The sequence below is a fragment of the Flagellimonas abyssi genome (assembly GCF_019457905.1).
Classification (GTDB): Bacteria; Bacteroidota; Bacteroidia; order Flavobacteriales; family Flavobacteriaceae; genus Flagellimonas; species Flagellimonas abyssi.
Window position 1 is genome coordinate 304,272 of record NZ_JAHZSV010000003.1, and the last position, 22,060, is coordinate 326,331.

General features: G+C 37.8%; 20 protein-coding genes. 17 read left to right on the top strand and 3 right to left on the bottom strand.

Features of this window, described 5'->3' with window-relative positions; genetic code table 11:
- The first annotated feature begins 70 nt into the window (after positions 1-70).
- From K1F36_RS03980 to purD, 13 genes are all read left to right on the top strand, one after another.
- A complete protein-coding gene (locus K1F36_RS03980) occupies positions 71-1,174 on the top strand; it encodes an MBOAT family O-acyltransferase (RefSeq protein ID WP_258538929.1) in 1,104 nt (367 codons plus the stop codon).
- A 2-nt stretch (positions 1,175-1,176) separates the two neighbouring features.
- A complete protein-coding gene (locus K1F36_RS03985; RefSeq protein ID WP_220112643.1) occupies positions 1,177-2,859 on the top strand; it encodes an alginate O-acetyltransferase AlgX-related protein in 1,683 nt (560 codons plus the stop codon).
- A gap of 10 nt (positions 2,860-2,869) precedes the next feature.
- The gene (locus tag K1F36_RS03990; protein WP_220112644.1) at positions 2,870-4,039 is read left to right on the top strand and encodes a glycosyltransferase; all 1,170 of its coding nucleotides are present in this window, start codon (positions 2,870-2,872) and stop codon (positions 4,037-4,039) included.
- Positions 4,032-5,318: an O-antigen ligase family protein gene (locus K1F36_RS03995; RefSeq protein WP_220112645.1), complete on the top strand. Its 1,287-nt coding sequence runs from the start codon at positions 4,032-4,034 to the stop codon at positions 5,316-5,318. Before K1F36_RS03990 ends, K1F36_RS03995 begins: the two co-directional genes overlap by 8 nt.
- Positions 5,293-6,387 (top strand): DUF1972 domain-containing protein, encoded by a 1,095-nt coding sequence (locus K1F36_RS04000; protein ID WP_220112646.1) that lies wholly within the window; start codon positions 5,293-5,295, stop codon positions 6,385-6,387. Before K1F36_RS03995 ends, K1F36_RS04000 begins: the two co-directional genes overlap by 26 nt.
- A 58-nt stretch (positions 6,388-6,445) precedes the next feature.
- Complete coding sequence (locus K1F36_RS04005) at positions 6,446-8,332, top strand: DCC1-like thiol-disulfide oxidoreductase family protein (protein WP_220112647.1); 1,887 nt, start codon at positions 6,446-6,448, stop codon at positions 8,330-8,332.
- A complete protein-coding gene (locus tag K1F36_RS04010) occupies positions 8,332-9,447 on the top strand; it encodes an ATP-grasp domain-containing protein (RefSeq protein WP_258538930.1) in 1,116 nt (371 codons plus the stop codon). The genes K1F36_RS04005 and K1F36_RS04010 overlap by 1 nt, the downstream gene beginning before the upstream one ends.
- A gap of 32 nt (positions 9,448-9,479) precedes the next feature.
- Complete coding sequence (locus K1F36_RS04015; protein WP_220112648.1) at positions 9,480-10,124, top strand: acetyltransferase; 645 nt, start codon at positions 9,480-9,482, stop codon at positions 10,122-10,124.
- Positions 10,111-11,238 carry a dTDP-4-amino-4,6-dideoxygalactose transaminase gene (gene rffA / locus K1F36_RS04020; RefSeq protein WP_220112649.1) on the top strand — a complete coding sequence of 376 codons (1,128 nt, stop codon included), beginning with the start codon at positions 10,111-10,113 and terminating at the stop codon, positions 11,236-11,238. Before K1F36_RS04015 ends, rffA begins: the two co-directional genes overlap by 14 nt.
- A gap of 55 nt (positions 11,239-11,293) precedes the next feature.
- A complete protein-coding gene (locus tag K1F36_RS04025) occupies positions 11,294-12,604 on the top strand; it encodes an MOP flippase family protein (protein WP_220112650.1) in 1,311 nt (436 codons plus the stop codon).
- A 46-nt stretch (positions 12,605-12,650) separates the two neighbouring features.
- Positions 12,651-14,003, top strand: a complete 1,353-nt coding sequence (locus tag K1F36_RS04030) for an undecaprenyl-phosphate glucose phosphotransferase (protein WP_220112651.1) — start codon at positions 12,651-12,653, stop codon at positions 14,001-14,003.
- 6 nt (positions 14,004-14,009) lie between these two features.
- A complete protein-coding gene (locus K1F36_RS04035) occupies positions 14,010-14,981 on the top strand; it encodes a UDP-glucuronic acid decarboxylase family protein (protein ID WP_220112652.1) in 972 nt (323 codons plus the stop codon).
- Between the two features lie 216 nt (positions 14,982-15,197).
- Positions 15,198-16,475, top strand: coding sequence for a phosphoribosylamine--glycine ligase (gene purD, locus K1F36_RS04040; protein ID WP_220112653.1), 1,278 nt, complete (start codon positions 15,198-15,200; stop codon positions 16,473-16,475).
- Here purD and K1F36_RS04045 read toward each other — a convergent pair.
- A complete protein-coding gene (locus tag K1F36_RS04045) occupies positions 16,464-16,685 on the bottom strand; it encodes a DUF6341 family protein (RefSeq protein WP_108245594.1) in 222 nt (73 codons plus the stop codon). The genes purD and K1F36_RS04045 overlap by 12 nt on opposite strands.
- A 39-nt stretch (positions 16,686-16,724) precedes the next feature.
- Between K1F36_RS04045 and K1F36_RS04050 the strand changes: the two genes are divergently transcribed.
- The 4 genes from K1F36_RS04050 (at position 16,725) to K1F36_RS04065 (ending at position 20,372) form a co-directional block, all read left to right on the top strand.
- The gene (locus K1F36_RS04050) at positions 16,725-17,654 is read left to right on the top strand and encodes a DUF6427 family protein (RefSeq protein WP_220112654.1); all 930 of its coding nucleotides are present in this window, start codon (positions 16,725-16,727) and stop codon (positions 17,652-17,654) included.
- 39 nt (positions 17,655-17,693) lie between these two features.
- Positions 17,694-18,299 carry a DUF4254 domain-containing protein gene (locus K1F36_RS04055; RefSeq protein ID WP_220112655.1) on the top strand — a complete coding sequence of 202 codons (606 nt, stop codon included), beginning with the start codon at positions 17,694-17,696 and terminating at the stop codon, positions 18,297-18,299.
- Positions 18,283-19,332 (top strand): glycosyltransferase family 9 protein, encoded by a 1,050-nt coding sequence (locus tag K1F36_RS04060; RefSeq protein ID WP_313790060.1) that lies wholly within the window; start codon positions 18,283-18,285, stop codon positions 19,330-19,332. Before K1F36_RS04055 ends, K1F36_RS04060 begins: the two co-directional genes overlap by 17 nt.
- 101 nt (positions 19,333-19,433) lie before the next feature.
- Positions 19,434-20,372, top strand: a complete 939-nt coding sequence (locus tag K1F36_RS04065; RefSeq protein WP_220112656.1) for a hypothetical protein — start codon at positions 19,434-19,436, stop codon at positions 20,370-20,372.
- Here the strand turns inward: K1F36_RS04065 and arsS are convergent.
- Both arsS and K1F36_RS04075 read right to left on the bottom strand, forming a co-directional pair.
- Entirely contained in the window at positions 20,369-21,457 is a 1,089-nt protein-coding gene (arsS, locus tag K1F36_RS04070; RefSeq protein WP_220112657.1) for an arsenosugar biosynthesis radical SAM (seleno)protein ArsS, read from the bottom strand. The genes K1F36_RS04065 and arsS overlap by 4 nt on opposite strands.
- 87 nt (positions 21,458-21,544) lie before the next feature.
- Positions 21,545-21,880, bottom strand: a complete 336-nt coding sequence (locus K1F36_RS04075; RefSeq protein WP_220112658.1) for an arsenosugar biosynthesis-associated peroxidase-like protein — start codon at positions 21,878-21,880, stop codon at positions 21,545-21,547.
- Positions 21,881-22,060 lie beyond the last annotated feature (180 nt).

Here is a 22,060-nt window from a genome sequence, read left to right on the forward strand (position 1 = left end):
GACTTTTGGGGTGGCGATAAATCTAGTAATCTTACTGTATTATAAGTATATCCATTTCTTATTACAAAATTTGGCCAGTATCGGCATTGATATTGATTTGGACGTGAGCAATGTAGCATTGCCAATTGGAGTTTCTTTTTTTACTTTTCAGAACATATCATACTTAATGGATGTGTATAGAAAAGAAGTTGATAGTCAAAAAAATCTCATTCATTTGGGACTATACATTTCCCTGTTCCCTCAGCTAATTGCAGGCCCAATAGTTAGGTATATAGATGTTTTTAAGGAAATTAAGAATCGTGTTGTCACTAAAGATCTTTTTGTATCCGGGATATCTAGGTTTATTGGTGGTCTTGCAAAAAAAGTGCTTATTGCTAATACCGCTGGTTTAATTGCGGATAAAGCATTTAGCATTCACCCCGACGAATTGCCCTCTTCCTTGGCATGGCTCGCCATTTTGTGCTACACACTTCAGATTTATTTTGATTTTTCAGGATATTCAGATATGGCCATTGGGCTTGGCAGGATGCTTGGGTTTAGGTTTAAAGAAAACTTTAACTATCCCTATATTTCCCAATCAATTCAGGAATTCTGGAGAAGATGGCATATTTCTCTTTCTACTTGGTTCAGGGATTATCTTTACATTCCCTTAGGAGGCAATAGAAAAGGGCAATTTAGAACCTATACGAACCTAATCATTGTCTTTTTTATCACTGGTTTATGGCATGGAGCAAGTTGGAATTTTGTGGTTTGGGGGCTTTATCATGGATTTTTTATCATATTAGAACGTGTAGGCCTTATATCCTTTCCTGATAAACTATGGTTTTTAAGGAGGATGTATCTGCTTTTAGTCGTAGTGGTAGGATGGGTATTCTTCAGGATAGAGGACATGGAAATTGCATTGCTTTTCATAAAAAAAATGTTTTCCTTTTCAGAAGGATCCAATTATTACCCTTTAATGTATTTGGACAGGTTTACATATTTTATGTTGTTAACTGGAATATTATTTTGTATGCCAATCAAACAGTATATTGGTTCAAAACTCAATTCTTTAATAGTTTCAATCCCTTTTAAGACAACTCTTAAATACGCTGCATATACAATGTTGTTTGTTTTTACAATACTTGAATTGGCCCAAACCACATATAATCCATTTATTTATTTTAGATTTTAGAGATGGAAAAACAGGTATTATCAATCTTTGGAGCACTGATAGTTTATTATTGTACATTTTCTTTGCTCAACAGACAAGAAATCCAACCTTCTGAAATTATTGTAGATATAGAAACAAAAGTTCTTGAAAATGACATATTCTATGTTTATTATTTACAGGAAGGGATAAAAAAATGGAGCGACATGCAGAGTGTCCACCAAAGAATAAAAGGTAATAAATCTTATCAAAACCTGCGATTTTCATTGCCATTGGACAAGCCAATCAAACGTATTAGAATTGATATAGGTGCCAATAAGAACCAAAAACCGATTGTTATAAATTCTATTACAATAAGATCCGAAGTCGGGATATTAAAATTTGAAAAGGATTTTTTTGAAAACTTTGATTTGAATGCATATGCAACATTTAACAAGGATAAATTTATTCCAAAAATAGTCAATGGAAGGTATGACCCTTTTTTGGTTTCCAAACCTTTTTTAGCACAGCAAATAGAGAGTTTAAGAAACCACACAAAACAATTCAGCTATAAGTTCATACTTTTTATATCATTTATATTTTCGATAGCTTTCTATATTTATTTGATTAATCAAAACTTTAAAATCTCAATAAGCCAAATATATATTTCCTTGTTTATTGGTATAATTATTGCTCCATTTGTATATAACACTTTTTTTGAAAGTGGTGAAAACGGGAACTTGGAGAAAAGGGAGTTAGCCCAAATGCCTGAGTTAGTTTCTTTTGAAAAATTTCCAATGGAGTTTGAAAACTATTATAATGACAATTTTGGGCTAAGAAGCGTTTTAATAGATTTATCAGGAAAAATAAAGGTCAACATTTTTAATTCCTCTCCAAAACCGGAAAAGGTACAATTCGGAAATGATGGCTTTCTCTTTTTCAATGACTTAAATGATGAAATATTTGAAAGCTATACCAATAGCTCTTTGTTATCTGTTGAGGAGCTTGATAGGGTTTATGAAAAATTTGAGTCTAGGAAAGAAAAATTGGCTAAGGATGGTATTCAATATGTTTGTGGTTTTTGGCCAAACAAACATACTATATACCCAGAGCTCTTGCCTACATCCATGAAGCTTCAAATTGAGGGGGAGACTTCCCAAGCGGATCAAGTTGTCAGCTTTCTTAAAAAAATGGATTTCCCATTCTTCGATGTAAGGGACGCATTGTTAAACGCAAAAGCAACCCAAACCCTTTATAGAAAACTCGACACACATTGGAATTCAAACGGGGCTTATGTGGCGTATAAATCATTTTGCGAAAGCACCTATGATATTCTTGGACTTTCGGCTTTAGACATATCTAATTTCAACATTGTCAGTTTAGAGATGAAAGAAGGAGACTTAACCGGTCAATTGGGTGTTAAATCAATTTTTGGCTTTGAAGAGAATCTGCCTATTTATAAGTTAGAGGATAAATCCAGATCATATACAATTAAAAACAGTAATGGGTTGCCAAGGGGTACAATTGTAACCCAAAACCAAAATGCCCCAAAAAAGGAAAAAGTGTTGATTTTTAGAGACTCCTTTACTTCTGCCTTAGTTCAATTTATATCATTAAATTACAGCGAGGTGGTTTATGTTAACGGAATCTATGACCAGGACATCATTGATAGTGTAAAACCAGATGTTGTGATATCGTGTAGAGTTGAGAGGTACATTCTTTCCATGTAAAAAAATAATTATGGATATAGTCGTCATACCATTTCATGACTGGAGAAAAAGTGAACACGAAGGTTTTAGAACCCGGGATGTGCATTTTATTCAAGCATTGGCCAAAAATGAAGATGTCAACAAAATACTTGTCGTTAATAGACCATTGACATGGTTAGAGCTTTTATACAAAAAACATAAAAGGGCGCTGAACGGAAAACAAGTCTTCAGAAAAGGAAAATTTACCTTGACTCAAGTTGGAGATAATATCTTTGTGGCAGATTATCATTCAAAGGATATTATTGGACAATTGTCCAAAAAACACCTTTGGTTTATTCAAAAATATTCTGACAGGGAGTATGCCGATTTTGTAATGGAGTGTTGTGATAGGCTTGGCATGAAAACCCCATGTCTCATTTCTCAGAACATTTTTGCATTTAAATTGGCAGCTGATATTAAAACTAATAACAAGTTATTTGATGCCTGGGATAATTTTTTAAAGTTCCCATTGTACCAAGACTTTGCGCATTTACTTGAAGAAGGCTATAAAGTAATGGCAGAGCAAATCCCAAATTGGATTACAAACTCCAATGAAAACATAGGATTTTATAAAAAAAGGTTTAACGTAGAGAGTATAGATTTGGTAAAAAACGGCGTTAAGTCCAGTTTTGCATCCGGTAATCATGAGGTTCCCGATGATATTAAGAACATTAAAAGACCTATTGTTGGTTTTGGAGGTAAGATATCATATTTGATGGATTATGATTTGATAAATTTTTTAACCAAAGAAAATCCTGACATCTCATTTGTTTTTGTTGGACAAATTCTTGATAAGAATATCTTTGGAAAGATAGTCAAAAGAAAAAACGTACATTTTTTGGGAGACAAAAAATATGATGTTTATCCTAACTATGTAAAGAGTTTTGATATATGTATTGTTCCATACAACATAAATGAGGGACAGCATGGAGGGGATTCCATGAAAGCGTATGAATACCTTCTTCTCCAAAAAAAAGTAGTTGGTACAAATGGGAATGGCTTGGAAGATCTTGGAGAATATATATATGTTGCACATGACAAAAATGAATTCTCAGAGGCCATCAGCTCAATGGAGAACAACAAGAAATATTTAAGGATTGAAGAGCATTCGTGGCAAGCAAAGACAACTAAAATTCTTAGCATATTAGAACAGCATGGATAAGCCAAAGAATTGGAGCTTTAAAATCAATTGGAATCTCCTTGTTTTATGTTTAACAGCTGGAGGCATACCATTTCCTATCAATATTGGAAATATAGCTGTTATTATCGGGTTGCTTATTCTCTTTTATGAGTTTTTGTCTAAGAAAGAAAAGGCTGATTTAAGTTTTTTATCATCAAGCGCATTTATACTTCCCGTTCTTTTTTTTGGGTATATCATTTCGAGCACATTGTTGAGCGACGATGTTAATGCGGGTTTTAAACAAGTGGAAAAAAACCTGTTTCTTATCCTTTTGCCATTTGTTGTTGGATATACTCGCCCACTAAATGAAAAAGAAAAGAATATTGTTCTAAGTGTGTTTTCTTTTAGCAGTATTCTATCATTTTTAGTATTATTGGTTGTTGGTGTAATGCGAATTTTTGCGGGTGCCGATACGGATGTTTTATTTTTTCACGAACTGGGCTCTTTCTTTGACCTCCACCCTGTTTATATTGCAATCAATCTGGGGGTGACAATATATTTTCTAACATTTCATTTCAAAGGTCAAGGCAAAGTTAACCTAAGCGAATTGGTGTTTCTTACCTTGACAATAGGCATTGCGTTAATTGGGCTACTGCTTTGTGCATCAAAAGCGGTCCTCATCATATTCATGACCATATATTTTATTAAGCTGGTCCAAGGGGCCTTAAGAAAAAGAATATTTCCAATGTTGATACTTGGAATTATTTTGCTGTGTGGGCCAATATTCATGAACTCATTGACCTCAGATAGATTTTCCCAGGGATTGACCTTTGACCTTGAGCCGTTCGAGCCTACCAATGATATAGGATTGGCCAAGGTCTTTTCTAATGATGAAAAAGAACAGGTAAGTGACTTGGAAATTAGGTATCTAATGTTCAAAATTGGGTTATTTCATGTTATTGATGATGGAAGACTACTTTTTGGCTACGGCATAGGCGATGTTCAGAAACATATTGATCTTTACTACATGCAGTATGGACTTGCCCCTAATTGGTTCGAAGGATATAACCTTCATAATCAATACCTACAATATTTGGTTAGCTATGGAATTCTTGGCCTTTTATTATTTTTAATTTACCTCGGATATAGCGTTTATTGTTCCATCAAAAATAAATCTGGGTTTCATTTGTTTTTTTTGATACTTATTTTGTCAATATTTGTCTTTGAATGTGTGCTTTCCAGAAACAAGGGCATCGTTGTTTTTATTTTTATGAATACTTTTTTTATTATGAATTATGAAAATAGCCATACTCGGAACTAGAGGAGTACCAAACTATCATGGAGGTTTTGAACAATTTGCCGAACACTTCTCTGTTTACTTGGCAAGTCTAGGGCACGAAGTGTATGTTTATAACTCACACACACATCCATATAAAAAAAAAGTATTCAACGGCGCAAAGATTATACATTGTTATGATGCCGAAGAGAAAATTGGGACTGCCGGTCAGTTTATCTATGATTTAAACTGTATTATTGATTCCCGTAAAAGGGATTTTGATATTTTGCTTCAGCTTGGATACACGAGCAGCTCCATATGGCATTGGCTCATGCCGAAGAACACCCTGATAATAACAAATATGGACGGGTTGGAATGGAAAAGATCGAAGTACTCCAAAAATATCAGGTATTTTCTAAAAAAAGCCGAGAAATGGGCGGTAAATAACAGTGATTTTCTGATTTCAGATTCTATCGGAATAAAAAAATATTTGATGGAGACCTATAACGCAGAATCCCAATTTATTGCATACGGAGCCAATATTTTTAATCAACCCAATGAAAATGATATTGAGCAATATAACGAGGCGAAACCTTACCTATATAATATGTTGATAGCCAGGTTGGAACCAGAGAACAACATTGAAAAAATATTGGACGGAGTTGTAATGTCCGAATCGGATTTACCGTTTTTAGTAATCGGGAAGTACGAAACAAGGTTTGGGGAATATTTAAAGCAAAAATATGCTGATGAAAAACGAATCGTATTTCTAGGAGGAATATATAATCAATTACATTTAAACAATCTTAGATATTTTTCCAATCTATATTTTCATGGTCATTCGGTAGGTGGTACCAATCCATCATTATTGGAGGCCATGGCATCCAATTCATTCATTGTGGCCCATGACAATATTTTTAACAAGTCTGTTTTAGGAGAAAATGCATTTTACTTTAGCGACAAGGAAAGGGTTTCCAAGATATTGGATACCTTAGTAAAGAAAGACCATGAACATTTGATTCGTGCTAATGAGAGGAAAATCAAAGACTTTTATAGCTGGGAAAAAATCAACAAAAAATATTTGGATTATTTCATGGAGTGTTTCTCTAGATGACAGGAGGGTTAAATGCCAAGCGTTTCTTGTTTAGTCACCAACCAATTATATCTTACTGATGAAGTTTATTGAATTTACTAGAAGGTTTTATGACATGGAAGTCAATGGTATTGGGTTGGCTGTATTTAGAATGGTGTACACAATTATTTTGATGTGTGAAATTGTCCAAATCTATTATTTTAGGCACTTGATATTTGACGGCATACCTTTTGTTGAGCCTGCCGAGATTAACTTTGCAATACCAATTGGCATTTGGTTTTTATCCGTTTGCTTTTTGCTGTTCGGCTTGTTCACCCGTTTTTTCTCTATTTTAAATTATATTATGGGACTGGTTCTGATCGGTTCGATCAACACTTATGAATATCATGTGTTTTATGCATATATGGGCATAAATTTTTTGTTCATGTTTCTTCCTGTCAGTCAATGTTTTTCTTTGGACAGGCTATTAATAAAATTAAAGTATTCCAATACCACGTTCCAATACAATCCACCTCAAAAAATTTCCCAGATATATTATTTTATTCCTGTACTATCTGGTTTGGCGTTGGTATATGTTGATTCCGTTTTTTGGAAATTGGGTTCTCCAATGTGGTATAATGGGTTAGGTGTTTGGGAACCTTCTTCATTGCCAATGATTACTCATAACAACACTTCATGGCTGTTAAACAATGAGATTGCGGTTAAGTTTTTAGGATATCTTACTATTGCTTTTGAAACTGTGTTATTGTTTTTATTTTTTAGAAAAAGGTGGAGGCTACCACTTATCATTATTGGCTTAGGGCTTCATGTAGGGATATTGATTTCTTTTCCAATCCCGTGGTTTGCTCTTACAGCTTGTGCAATTTACATATTAATAGTACCCATTTCTTTTTGGGAAAAAATCTTTAGAGTCAAAGTCAAATCACCTGCCTTAAAAGTATATTATGATACTGAATGCCCACTTTGTGTTCGTACTAAAATCACAGTGGAGCATTTAAACCAAAACAGAAAAATTAAGTTTTTGACGGTACAATATGATGCTCAAGAAAACAACAGTCTACAACATATAGGACAAGAAGTACTTCTGGGTGATATTCATAGTGTTGACCGGAAGGGTAAAGTATATACCGGAATAGATACCTACGTGCAGATAATGGGACATATTTGGTGCTTGATTCCCTTATCAATATTTTTAAGGCTTCCAGGCATTTATCACTTGGCCAAAACCGTGTATGGCTATGTTGCCGAGAATCGTAACACAGAGCGTTGTACCGATGACAACTGTGGCTATACTCCGCCCCAAATAGTAGATGATTCCAAGTTTAAGCTTTTACATAACATAACTTTAAGGGACTTAAAATTTAAACTCATACATTTTTATATTGTCTTTGCTTTAATAGTGCAAAGTTTGCTTATTTATAAAAGTTATGTTTCAGAGCATATAAAGGAGTTAGTGGGGCTTAATGACACACAAGTGGACCTGGCCATGGAAAAAACAATTTCATTTGTTGAAAAAGTAAGTAAGACATTTTTGGGTATAACGCATCATGTGGTTTTTACCGATAAAATCCATTTTGATGGCTACAATCATATAATTGCGGTTACCTATGTACAAAAAGATGGGTCGGAAAAATTTTTACCCATAATTAATGAAAAAGGAATGCCCTCAACGTACTTATACTCTTTTAATTGGGTGAAATGGACGTTCCGCGTTAATGGCCGTAATGTTGATCAAGCTAAATTGGAAAAAGGCGTTAGAGATTTTACGGCTTTTTGGGCCCATAAAAATGGAGTTTCTCTTAAAGACGCAAAATTTGAGATAAGGGTCAAGAAGATAGAGAGTTCCTCGGTGTGGAAAGAGAATCACCTAAAGAGTCAAATGAATAAGCCCTGGATATATGGTGGTTTTATTGATTGGGAGAACAACCAGTTTACCTCACATATTAAGAATATAGAAAGTCTATAATGCGAGAAAAAATTGCAATTATTGGCGCTAGCTATCTACAATTGCCATTGGTGGAAAAAGCAAGGCAAATGGGAATTGAGACGCATTGTTTTGCTTGGAAAGAGGGAGCGATGTGTGAAGGTGTGGCAGATTTTTTTTACCCAATTTCAGTTTTGGATAAGGAAAGGATACTTGAAATTTGTTCAGCGATAAAAATTAAAGGAATTACTACTATTGCTACAGATATTGCAATTCCTACTGTATCTTATGTTGGGGAAAAACTAGGTTTATGTGTGAATTCATACGAATCAGCCATATGCTCTACCAACAAGTTAAAGATGAGGTTGAAGTTTGTTGATTTTAATGTTAATTCCCCTAAATTTTGGAATATTAAATCAGGACAAGTGGAAAAATTGACTCCTAATTTTCCAGTAATTGTTAAACCAGTAGATAGGTCTGGAAGTAGAGGAGTTACTAAAGTTAACGATAAATATGAATTATCAGAGGCTATAAATGAAGCATGTAAGGAATCATTAACAGGGGCTTGCATAGTTGAAGAGTTTATAGATGGAATTGAGGTTAGCGTTGAAAGTATTTCATGGAAAGGAAACCATTATGTATTGGCCATAACAGATAAGATTACAACTGGAGCGCCAAATTTTGTAGAGCTTTCTCATCATCAACCCACTATGTGTAACGAGGAGGTAAAGAGAACCCTTGAGGATGAAACAAAAAAGGCGCTAACATCGGTTGGTGTGGAGAATGGAGCTGGGCATACAGAATTTAAGATTACCAAAAATGGAAGCGTTTATATCATTGAAGTAGGAGCAAGGATGGGAGGAGATTTTATAGGCTCACATCTTGTTGAATTGTCCACAGGATATGATTTCTTGGAAGGAGTTATTAATGTGGCTTTGGATAGATTTGATATCAATAGTATTAGATCATCGAACAATAATTGTTCTGGGGTATATTTTTTAAGTAAAGAAACGGAAAGACTTTTACCTTTTTTTGAGAGGAAGAATATGTTTGATGTAGAAAAAAGTATAATGGGGAAAGAGCTTTTAAGGATAAAAAATAGCAATGATCGTTCAGGCTATTTAATCTATAAAGCTAAAGAACGGGTTCTTATATAGAAATTGAAGGTAAAAAATAATTCGAAAGTTTTGTGAAAATATTGGCGATTATAGGATCAGGTGAATTAGGGCAACAAATAGCTAACTTTGCAATTAATGACAACCATTACAAAGAGATAGTTTTTTTTGATGATTTTACGGAGGAAAAAGTTGTAAACGGATATCCAGTTCTAGGAAAATCAAACCAGGTTAAAAGCGAGTATGAAAAGGATAGTTTTGATGAACTTATTATTGCAATCGGATATAAGCATATAGCCGCCCGAAAAAGTTTTTTTGAAAGATTTAAGGGCATCATACCTTTTGGCAGTGTAGTTCATTCAACCTCCCATGTAGATTCCACTGCCAGATTGGGTGAGGGTATTGTCGTTTATCCCATGTGCATTATTGATGCCAATGTAGATGTTAAAGATAATGTACTGTTAAATATTGGAACTTCTATAGCACACGACACAGTGATACAGCAACACTGTTTTTTGTCTCCGAGGGTGGCCATAGCCGGCTTTGTTAAGGTTGGGGAATGTACCATATTGGGTATTAATTGTACAATAATTGACAATGTTGAAATTATTAAAAACACACAAATAGGGGCCGGGGCCGTAGTTATAAAAGATATCGTTGAAAGTGGCTTGTATGTTGGAAACCCTGTAAGATATATAAGAGCAAATGATTCCATTTAATAAGCCCTATTTAACGGGAAAAGAAACACATTATATTTACGACTCGGTACATTCGGGAAAGCTTTCCGGAAACGGGAAGTATACCCAGAAAGCACAAATGTTTTTTGAAGAAAAATTTGACTTCAAGAAAACGTTGCTGACCACATCATGTACCGATGCCCTAGAAATGGCTGCTATTCTGCTGAACATTTCGGAAGGAGATGAGATTATAGTGCCATCGTATACGTTTGTTTCTTCAGCCTTGGCCTTTGTAAGACAAGGTGCGAAAATCGTTTTCGCTGATAGTAGAAAAGACCATCCAGGGATTGATGAGAGTTTGGTTGAAAACTTAGTAACACCAAAAACAAAGGCTATTGTTGTTGTTCATTATGCGGGAGTTGCTTGTGATATGGACAAAATAATGAGTATCGCAAACAAACATGGAATTTATGTGGTTGAAGATGCGGCTCAAGCTATTGACTCATATTACAGGGGTAAACCGCTGGGAGGCATAGGTCATTTAGGCACTTTCTCTTTTCATGAAACAAAAAATATCATCTCCGGAGAAGGGGGGCTTTTATCTATTAATGATTCCACTTTTGAGGAAAGGGCTGAAATTATATGGGAAAAGGGAACAAATAGATCTGCCTTTTTTAAGGGTGAAGTAGATAAGTATGGATGGGTGGATACTGGGTCATCATTTTTGCCTTCAGAATTGATATCGGCATTTTTGTATGCGCAGTTAGAGCATTTACAGCCGATACAGGAGAAACGCATCAAGCTTTGGAATTTGTATAATCAGGGCCTAAAAGAGCTTGATGAAAAAAAACTATTACAGACTCCTCAAATCCCAGACTATGCAACTAATAATGCGCACATGTTTTATATTATAACCAAAAATTTGGATCAGAGAGATGATTTTATCCAACACCTAAGAAATAATGGAATACATGCAGTGTTTCATTATCTTTCTCTACATACCAGTAAATATTACCTCAAGAAGCATCTACCAGAACACCTTCCTTGGTCTGACCATTATTCTAATTGCCTTGTTAGGCTTCCTCTTTTTTATGAACTTGAAGAAGAGAGTGTTAAAAATATTTGTAAAGTAATCAATAAATTTTTTGGTCAGTAGGGAAGTGTTAATACTTGGATAGATTAAGGAGCGTAAAAGTAATCAATAGACTTAAGTGGATAAAAACAACAAAAGGTTAGAGATTGTTTCTGGAATCAAATGGACAACAGTTGGAACTATTGTTGTAGCCTTGACAGCATTGTTGAAAATATCCATACTGACTCGTTTTTTGGAAAAGTCAGATTTTGGCTTAATGGCCCTTATTATGTTTGTTCTTGGTTTCACCGACCTTTTTACAGATATGGGCCTCACTTCCGCCATCTTACACAAACAGAACATTGCAAAAAAAGAGTATGCAAGCCTTTATTGGTTTAATATCGGATTTAGTTTGCTCTTATATGCTCTATTATTTTTTGTGAGTCCTTTTATTGCAGATTTTTACGAGGAACCTAGGCTATCCATTTTGATTCCCCTCTTGGGGTTGAACATAATTGCATCTGCCATAGGACGAATTTTTAAAACCATGGAGGCTAAGGTTTTGCATTTTAGAAGAATTAGTATTTATGAGATTATCGCAGCCATAATTTCTGTTTTGCTTGCAGTAGTTTTAGCCATGAATAATTATGGTATATTATCTTTGGTTTATTCTGCACTACTTCAATATTTTACCCAGAATTTACTTTATTTTATTCATGGTTATAGAAAGTATGGCCTTCTATCTCATTTTAAATACCGAGAAACCAAGCCTTTTTTAAAAATCGGAATTTATCAAGTTGGAGGTCAGGTAATAAACTATTTTAATCGGGATCTGGATATACTAATTATCGGAAAGGTTTTTGGCCAGGAAATACTTGGTGGATATAGTTTGGCAAAACAATTAGTTTATAGACCAACACAAATACTAAACCCAATTTTCACAAAGGTGGCTAGCCCTGTTTTGGCCCAGATGCAGCACAGTTTGTCTGACCTTAGAAAGAATTATCTTAAATTCTTGAATTATGTAATGACAGTAAATATTCCAGTATATTTGGGGATAATAATTTTTGCTCCATTTATTGTGGAGGTGTTGTATGGTACGGGTTATGGTGATGTGGTTTTGTTGGTTCGACTGCTTTCTGTTTATATGATTTTCAGGGCTATTGGAAATCCAATAGGAAGTTTAGTAATAGCTACTGGGCGAACTGACTTGGAATTTTATTGGAATTTGATTTCATTATTGGTAATGCCCGTATGTATTTTAATTGGCTCCCAATTTTCAATTGAGATAGTGCCAACTTCGATGATTTTTGCTATGATACTTCTTTTAGTACCTAGTTGGCGCTTCTTGGTTTATAGACTTACTAAAGCGTCTTTTAAAGAATATATTTTAAGCCTTATACCTAGACTTGATTTTGTTAAAATATTTAAAACATACATTCGGAAGTAATTGATCAAGTTTAATAATTGTGAAACCTAATAAGATTGGTTAACGCATGTTTTTCAAACAGCACAGATATTCAAACCTAATAACCCCCATTTCCTACACTATTGATTTGGTGGTATTGAATCTGTTTCTATATATTCTCCCAATAAATTTTCAAACACCAATACTAATCCATTTATACATAACGTTAGCATGGATAGTTATATCTACAAAAAACAATTTTTATACGATTTATAGATTTGCAAAGGTGACCTACATTTTCAGGTTGATATTTGTACAATTCGTTTTTTTCTTTTTGATATTGTACGCGTTTATCGGTTTCTTTAAACAGCCCGTCATAAGCAGACTGGCTTTGGGAGAATACTTTGTTTTAGTTTTTGCCTCAATTTCAATCATAAAGCTTTTGAGCTACCTCTTGCTTATGGAGTATAGAGAGAAAGTAAAAGGAAATTTAAGGAATGTGGTAATCATTGGAAAAAATAAAAAAACAGATCAACTGAGAAAAGTTTTTCAGGAAAGAAGGGAGTTTGGGTATAATTTTCAAAAGCAGTTTTCCACTAAATCAGTAGGTTTTGATATTGAACATTGCTTTGAATATGTCCAAGACAATAATATTGATGAAATCTATTGCTCCGTTTCGGAACTTAAAAACGAGGAGATAGCCATGTTCATCAGTTTTGCAGATAATAACTTAAAAACATTAAAGTTTATTCCGGACAACAAGAATATTTTCGCCAAAAAATTAAAGTTTGAGTACTACGATTATATTCCTGTTCTATCACTTCGTGATATACCCTTGGAAAACCCGATCAATGCTTTCATCAAAAGAAGTTTCGACATTCTTTTTTCTCTTATAATAATTCTGGGATTGCTGTCGTGGCTCACACCTATTCTAGCAATATTGATTACTTTGGAATCAAAAGGACCTGTCTTTTTCAGACAGACACGGAATGGTATTGACAATAGGGAGTTCTATTGCTATAAGTTCCGGTCAATGGCGCCAAATGTCAATGCAGATAACATCCAAGCAACCAAGAATGACATGCGTATCACCAAAATCGGGAAGTTTATAAGAAAGACCAGTATAGATGAGCTGCCTCAATTTTATAATGTCTTGTTCGGAACAATGTCCGTAGTGGGTCCACGCCCACATATGGTTAAGCATACCAACGAATATGCAACAAGTGTGGACAAGTATATGGTCCGCCACTTTGTAAAACCGGGAATTACCGGTTTGGCTCAAGTGAGGGGCTATAGAGGAGAAATAGAAACTGAAACCGATATACAAAATCGGATTAAGTTCGATATTTTCTATATCGAAAACTGGTCTTTGTTTCTTGATATAAAAATCATAGTACAAACCGTACTCAATGCATTTAAAGGAGAGGCGAAGGCTTATTAGTTGCTTATGAAAAAAACACTCATCACAGGAGCAGCCGGGTTTTTAGGATCACACCTTTGTGACCGATTCATTGCCGAAGGCCACCATGTTATTGGCATGGATAACCTAATTACAGGGGATATCAAGAACATAGAGCACCTGTTCCACCTAAAGCGGTTTGAGTTTTTCCATCACGATGTTACCAAGTTTGTCCATGTTCCGGGCAAGATGGATTATATCCTTCATTTTGCATCTCCTGCAAGTCCAATCGACTATTTAAAGATTCCCATCGAAACTCTCAAAGTTGGTTCCTTGGGAACACTCAATCTTTTGGGATTGGCCAGAGATCACGGAGCACGCATTTTAGTCGCCTCCACATCCGAGGTGTATGGTGACCCGTTGGTACATCCCCAGAATGAGGAATATTATGGAAATGTGAGTCCCATTGGGCCGCGAGGAGTATATGATGAGGCCAAACGCTTTATGGAATCCATAACCATGGCCTATCACCGGCACCATGGTCTGGACACGCGTATCGTACGGATTTTTAACACATATGGATCTCGTATGCGGCTCAACGATGGCCGTGTTGTTCCCGCTTTTATGGGCCAGGCCCTTCGTGGAGAGGATTTGACCGTTTTTGGAGATGGCTCGCAATCCCGTTCCTTTACCTATATCGATGACCAAATCGAGGGTATTTATCGCTTGTTGATGAGCGATTATGTGGAACCCATCAACATCGGGAACCCGGATGAAACCACTATTTTGGAGTTTGCCGAAGAGATTATCAAACTAACGGGAACCGACCAAAAAATCGTGTTCAAACCATTGCCGCAAGACGACCCGATGCAACGTCAGCCCGATATTTCCCGGGCCAAGGAAATCTTGGATTGGGAGCCCAAGGTGCATCGTTCCGAAGGACTCAAAAAAGTGTTCGAGTATTTCAAATCACTTTCGGATGAAAAGTTATGGGAGGCCCACAGAGAGTTTTTACCATAAATCATTCGTCAAATGTCATTTCGAAAAGAGGAGCGAAGTGACGATTGAGAAATCTGACTTATTTTAGATTTCTCGCATTCGCTCGAAATGACAACTACGCTCCGTAACGGCTTAGTGGGAATTTGTGCAATTCGTGTCGAAAAGTAAGCCCAGATCATTTGCAAATAACCCTTAAATTAAATTTGAATTGAGTTATTTTTGCCAAAACATCAAATCATGAATATCTTGGTACTGGGCTCTGGCGGTCGCGAACACGCCATCTCCCTTAAAATCTCTCAAAGTCCTAAAACATCCAAATTATTTGTAGCACCCGGTAATGCGGGAACTGCTCAAATTGCCACAAATGTTGAGGTGGGGGTGAACGATTTTGAAGCCATCAAACAATTGGTGCTCAAAGAAAGCATCGAATTGGTAGTGGTAGGACCGGAAGACCCTCTGGTCAACGGGGTACATGATTTTTTCTTGAATGATGATGAACTGAACTCCGTTCCTGTTATCGGGCCGGAAAAAGCTGCGGCAGAATTGGAAGGCAGCAAGGAATTTGCTAAGGAATTTATGATGCGGCACAATATTCCAACGGCAACTTACGAAAGTTTTACCAGTGAGACATTGGAAAAGGGGTATGCCTTTTTGGAAACCCTAAAACCACCTTACGTACTAAAAGCAGATGGACTTGCAGCTGGAAAAGGGGTTTTAATCCTTCAAGATTTGCAAGAGGCCAAGGATGAGCTTAAATCCATGCTGGTCGATTCCAAATTCGGGAACGCAAGTGCCACGGTGGTCATCGAAGAGTTCTTGGACGGTATCGAACTGAGCTGTTTTGTTTTGACGGACGGAACCAATTACAAAATCCTTCCCACCGCAAAAGATTACAAAAGGATAGGTGAGGGAGACACCGGACTCAACACAGGCGGCATGGGGGCCATTTCCCCGGTTCCTTTTGCCGATTCGGTCTTAATGGACAAGATAGAGCGCAAAATCGTAAAACCGACCGTAGACGGCCTTAAAAAGGATGATTTGCCTTATGTGGGCTTTATCTTTATTGGATTGATCAAAGTCGGCGATGAGCCCAAAGTAATCGAGTACAACGTTCGTATGGGAGATCCCGAGACCGAAGTTGTGATTCCTAGGCTTAAAAATGACCTTGTTGATGTCTTGGTTGCAATGGCCAACGGCACGCTTGATCAAATTGACCTTCAAATTGACCAAAGAACGGCAACAACGGTGATGGCTGTTTCCGGAGGGTATCCCGAAGCCTACGAAAAAGGAAAAGAAATCACAGGGGCGGAGAACATTCAGGATTCCCTAGTTTTCCATGCAGGAACAAAACTATCAGAAGGAAAAGTAGTGACCAACGGAGGGCGCGTAATAGCGGTTACTTCCTTTGGAAAAGACTTTAAGGAAGCACTAAAAACATCCTATCAAAATATGGAAAAACTTCATTTTGATGGAATGTATTACCGAAAAGATTTAGGATTCGATCTAGATGTATGAGTGGGAGCTTATGCTCTTGTCCTCTTCACCGTTCTCGTTGAAAATCTTCAACTGGCCCATCCAATACACCATCGCCACAAAACCGATGATCATAAAAATCCAGTTAATGGAGTTGGAACCCCACCAGCTGTGCATAAAGCGGAAAAAATCCAATGGTGCGAAAAGGTAGTTTACAAATAAGTCCTCTATACCGTAAAAAAACTTGCTCATCTTGGCTATATTTACTTTACAAAAGTAGCAAAAGATAGGATGATTTCAAGCTTTTTCGGAAAAACTAAACCCATAAACAATATAGTTCTCGCCAGTTTCCTGTTCCTATTCTATTTTACCAATGTTTTTTTTCAACTGGGCGACCAAAAACTCAATCAGGTTATCCCCCTGGAAATGATGCTGTTTGCGGTTTTGTTGATCTCGGTTTTCATCACCAATCAAATTGTAAGAACGGAAAAGGCAACGGAGTCCAACTCCTATGCGATGCTCTTTTTTGTACTTCTGATTGTTACGTTTTCCGATGAATTGGTGATTCAAAACGTATTGTTTGCCAATTTCTTTTTGCTCTTGGCCTTTTGGCGGATATTATCCATCAAGTCCACAAAAAATGTCAAACACAAAATTTTTGATGCCTCCCTATTGATTGCCATTGCAAGTTTGTTCTACGATTGGGCCCTTGCCTTTATGCTCCTCGTTTTTTTTGTGATCGGGGTCTACGACCGTAAAACGTTCAAAAATTGGTTGGTTCCATTGTTGGGGGTAGGTACAATTTTTATACTTACGTTCACCGTTTTGAAACTCAAAGGGTCATTGAACTTTTTTGAGGACCATTATCAATTTTCCTTGGGCCTTTTTACCAGCAAATCGTTCTTTCAGGTATTGAACATAAAGACATTGATCTATCTGATTTTGACCATACTCGTTTCCATTGCCGTGTTCATCAGGCTGAGAAACGTGAGCGGGGGTAAATTACTGTTGCTTCGGATCGTGTTTTTAATCTTTGTTTTGGGCACCGGTATTATTCTCTTTACTCCTGCCGATGCATCGCCCGTTTTGCTTACCTTTTTTCCTGCCGCCGTATTTTTTACCAATTATTTTGAAGCCATGAAAAAAAGAAGGCTTCAGGAAGCTTTAATGGTAGGCTTTGTGGTATTGGCCTGTTCGCTTTTTGCCGTTCATCTCAACTAAATATGGCATAAAGCAATATCTTTGAACAAATTTTAAGCTATGTTCAGCGATTTTGCCTTCAAGATATTTCAGGAAAGTATAGATACTTACCATATCAAGGACGATGTGTACCAAGAGTTTACCAACCCATATCCAAAGGATAAAGTAGAGCATCTGCTTTATAGAAAAAACTGGATAGATACCGTGCAATGGCATTACGAGGATATTATCAGGGATCCCAATATAGACCCTGTGGCCGCCTTGGACCTTAAACGAAAAATAGACGCAAGTAATCAGGACCGTACGGATTTGGTAGAGTATATTGATGGTTACTTTTTGAATAAATACCAATCAGTACAAGTAAAAGAGGGTGCTACCATTAATACCGAAAGTCCCGCATGGGCTATAGATAGATTGTCGATCTTGGCTTTGAAAATATATCACATGCAAGAAGAGGTGAACCGTACCGATGCATCACCAGAACACATTAAAAAATGCAGTGAGAAACTAGCGGTGCTTTTGGAACAGAGGAAAGACCTTTCCACCGCCATTGACCAGTTGTTGGCCGATATAGAAGCTGGAGACAAGTACATGAAAGTCTACAAACAGATGAAGATGTACAACGACGACGAACTAAACCCGGTGTTGCGTGGTCAAAAAGGGTAAACATACCCATATTCTGGTCATTCGTTTGTCAGCCATGGGCGATGTGGCAATGACCGTTCCCGTGCTCCGCGCGATCATTGATAAATACCCTGAAATTCGGTTGACCATCCTCACCAAAAAGAACTTCATGCCCATATTTGATGGCTTGGAGCATGTGCAGGTCAAAGAGGCCGATGTTAAAAATAGACACAAAGGTTTGATGGGGCTTTGGCGCCTCTATAAAGAATTAAAGCCCTTACAGTTTGATGCCGTTGCCGACCTACACAATGTGTTGCGAAGCAGGATACTTAAAAAGTATTTTTCTCTGGAACGGGTTCCGTTTGCCCAAATTGATAAAGGAAGGAAGGAAAAAAAAGCACTAACGCGATCTAAAAACAAAGTTTTTGAGCAGCTAAGGACAACCCACCAGCGCTATGCTGATGTTTTTGGACAATTGGGATTCCCGGTTGATTTATCAAATGCCAAGCCATTAGAGCGTATTCAACTTTCCAAAAAAGTGTTGGGATTGGTAGGACAGGATGTGAAAAAATGGGTAGGGATTGCCCCCTTTGCAGCTCATGAAGGCAAAATGTATCCATTGGAATCTACCAAGGAAATCATCAAAAAACTGGATGATACCGATAAGTATAAAATTTTGCTTTTTGGCGGAGGGATCAAAGAAATTGAAGTCTTGGAAGGTATGGCCCAAACCAGTGAAAATGTGTTTTGTATGGCAGGCAAGCTCAAATTATCCGAAGAGTTGGAACTCATTTCCAACTTGGATGTAATGTTGTCCATGGATAGTGGCAATGCCCACATGGCGGCCAACTACGGCATTCCCGTAGTTACTCTCTGGGGGGTTACCCATCCGTTTGCCGGGTTCTATCCATTTGGGCAGCCCCTGGAAAATGCGCTCATGGCCGACCGTGGCATCTACCCTTTGATTCCGACCTCGGTTTATGGCAACAAGCTGCCCCAAGGGTATGAGAACGCCATGGAAACCATCAAACCAGAGCAAGTATTGGATAGATTGACGGGCATCTTGGACAATTGAGCAACCAATAAGCGATAGTCGTATCTTTTTCATACAAACAATTATCTTAACTTTCCATGTCCTTTCATGGACGTTAACACAAGTCACATAAAAAACAAACTATGAAAAGAACAAACTTGTTATTTTCCGCGCTTATGGGAATTTCTATACTTTCCTGTTCCGTTGATGAATCAACTGGGATTCCGACGGAAGAAGTACCGCGGTTGAACATTACATTTATAATGGATGACGAAGCCGAGCGATTGGACAATTTGGGCAATCCTGTATCGGTTCCCGAAGGAAATGCAGCACAAAACCCTGATTTTGATGTTCTGGGGTTGCATTTTATGGGTCTGTATCCGGACAAGTTCACTCCCTATGATGAGGGTGCCACCATCACTTCGACCGCCACTACGGGAAGCGGGGGAGCCACAGCCATTGATTTTGACAGCGAAGTGTTTTTGAATGAAGAAATCAACACCTTTAGCATTCCATTGAGTTACGTAGCTGCCGGCACGTATGAATATTTTAGGGCTTCTATTGGGTACCAGAAATACAAAATCGTATACAACCTTGAGGGAGCCGAAACAGAAATTCCCGACTGGCCGGATGGCGTTGACGATAATATTGATGTGGATGCCACTGTTGGGTCTTTTTTGGGTTACAACACTTATATCGGTAATTATACCTTGGACAAACTTACAGTAGATGTCAATGGGAATAAGGCCCAAGGGTATTTTGGCCTGGAAACCCAAGGGAATATTAACGGGTTTGTCCTAACGCAATTAACGCAAGGCAATGCGCCGCAAACCACGGTGCCCAACCCAATTGATGATACCTCTCCGGTTCCGGAGGGCTCATGTGTTGTGACAGGACAATTTCCAACGGCTTTGGTGATTCCCGCAAATGCATCCGAAGACATTAATATTGAAGTGGTCATATCCATCAACCAAAGTTTTGAATGGGAAGATGGTAACGGCAACCGTAAATATGAGCCCTTGTTGGGCGAAAACGTTGTGGATATGGGCACAAGGGGCGTGTTCCCTTCCGTAGTGGATTAGGCCACTGTTCCCTGGCAACTACTACCGGCCCCTGCGGTACAACCGTAGCAATGTTGTGAAATGATAATCTCCCGATTGCTCAGTACATCATCATTATAATCCTTGATGTGCTTTACCTTGCTTGCCACTTTTAGGTCCAGCATTTGATTGAAATCGCAGTCGTACAACCAACCGTCCCAACTCACCGAGATGGTATTGGTGCACATTACGTTTTCAACTGCGGCCGGATTATAGGCCTCAACCAAGGAATACATATAATCCTCGTAATTATCGGATGCGATGAGGTAGTCCAAAAATCGTGAAATGGGCAGATTGGTGATGGCAAAAAGATTGTGGAAATCGATATCAAAATCTTCTTTTAAGGCCTTTTTGAAATCTCGTTCCATCGCGCTTTGGTCCGTAGGTAAAAAGGCCCCTGAAGGATTGTAGACCAAATCCAAGCGCAGATCGCTGTTTGGCATGCCGTAACCTACTTGGTTGAGCATCTGCAAAGCTTTGATGGATTTGTCAAAAACACCATCGCCCCGCTGCTTGTCGGTTTTGCCCCGGGTATAGTGCGGCATGGACGATACCACATGGACGTTGTGTTTTTTAAAGAACTCAGGAAGGTCGTGGTACTTTTTATTGGCCAAAATGATGGTCAAATTGGAGCGTACGATAAAATCCTGGATGCCCGCTTTGGACGCTTCCTCCACAAACCACCTAAAATCAGGGTTCATCTCCGGAGCTCCACCGGTAAGGTCCAAAGTATGTGCCCCGGTGTTGCGGATGACCTCCAGACATTGCTCCATGGTTTCCCGCGTCATGATTTCCTTACGGTCCGGTCCGGCATCCACATGGCAGTGCGCACAGACTTGATTGCACATATATCCCACGTTGATCTGGAGCACCTCCAACTTTTTGGGCTTTAACGGGAATTGACCTGTTTCTGCAATTTTATCCTTAAAAAACGGAAGTTCTCCCCCGGCAAAAAGGTCGCCGCTCAATATTTCCAATTGTTTTTGGGTATTGGCAAGCTCGTCTTCCTGCGCTTTCAACGATTTTTTAGCTGCTTTTTTTATGTCCGTGAGTATGCTTTGCGTCATTTCTACTTTTTATAATCCTAGAGGAAACCTTGATGTTCCACTTGAAATATTTTTCAGTCCAACTCCTTCAAGCGAAGCGTTCCAATGTTACATGGAAAGTTTATCGTACTTGTTCATCATTTGAACACCATGTACCAATGTTGCACCACTTTCTATAGCTGCACCGGCGTGTACGGCCTCCATCATCTCTTCCTTGGTAATGCCACGTTGCAGACCATCTTTGGTATAGGCATCTATACAGTATGGGCACTTTACCACATGAGCCACGGCCAGGGCAATCAAGGATTTTTCGCGGGCACTGAGGGCACCATCCTCAAAAACCTTTCCGTAGTAGTCAAAAAACTTTTTGCCCAGTTCCTCGCTCCATTCTGTGATGTTGCCAAATTTTCTAAGGTCCGCCGGGTCGTAATATGAATTGGCCATGTTCTTCTATTTAATGTTTTACCTAAACATACAACAATTATCACTATTCATTTAGGTCGAAAGTATTTGTGCAAGATTACAGATCCTGAAAAATAAATATCTCGTGATACAGGAAATCTGATTATCAGATATCTAAAAAGAAAAGAGCGACAATTGTCGCTCTTCTACTAATTCAAATTA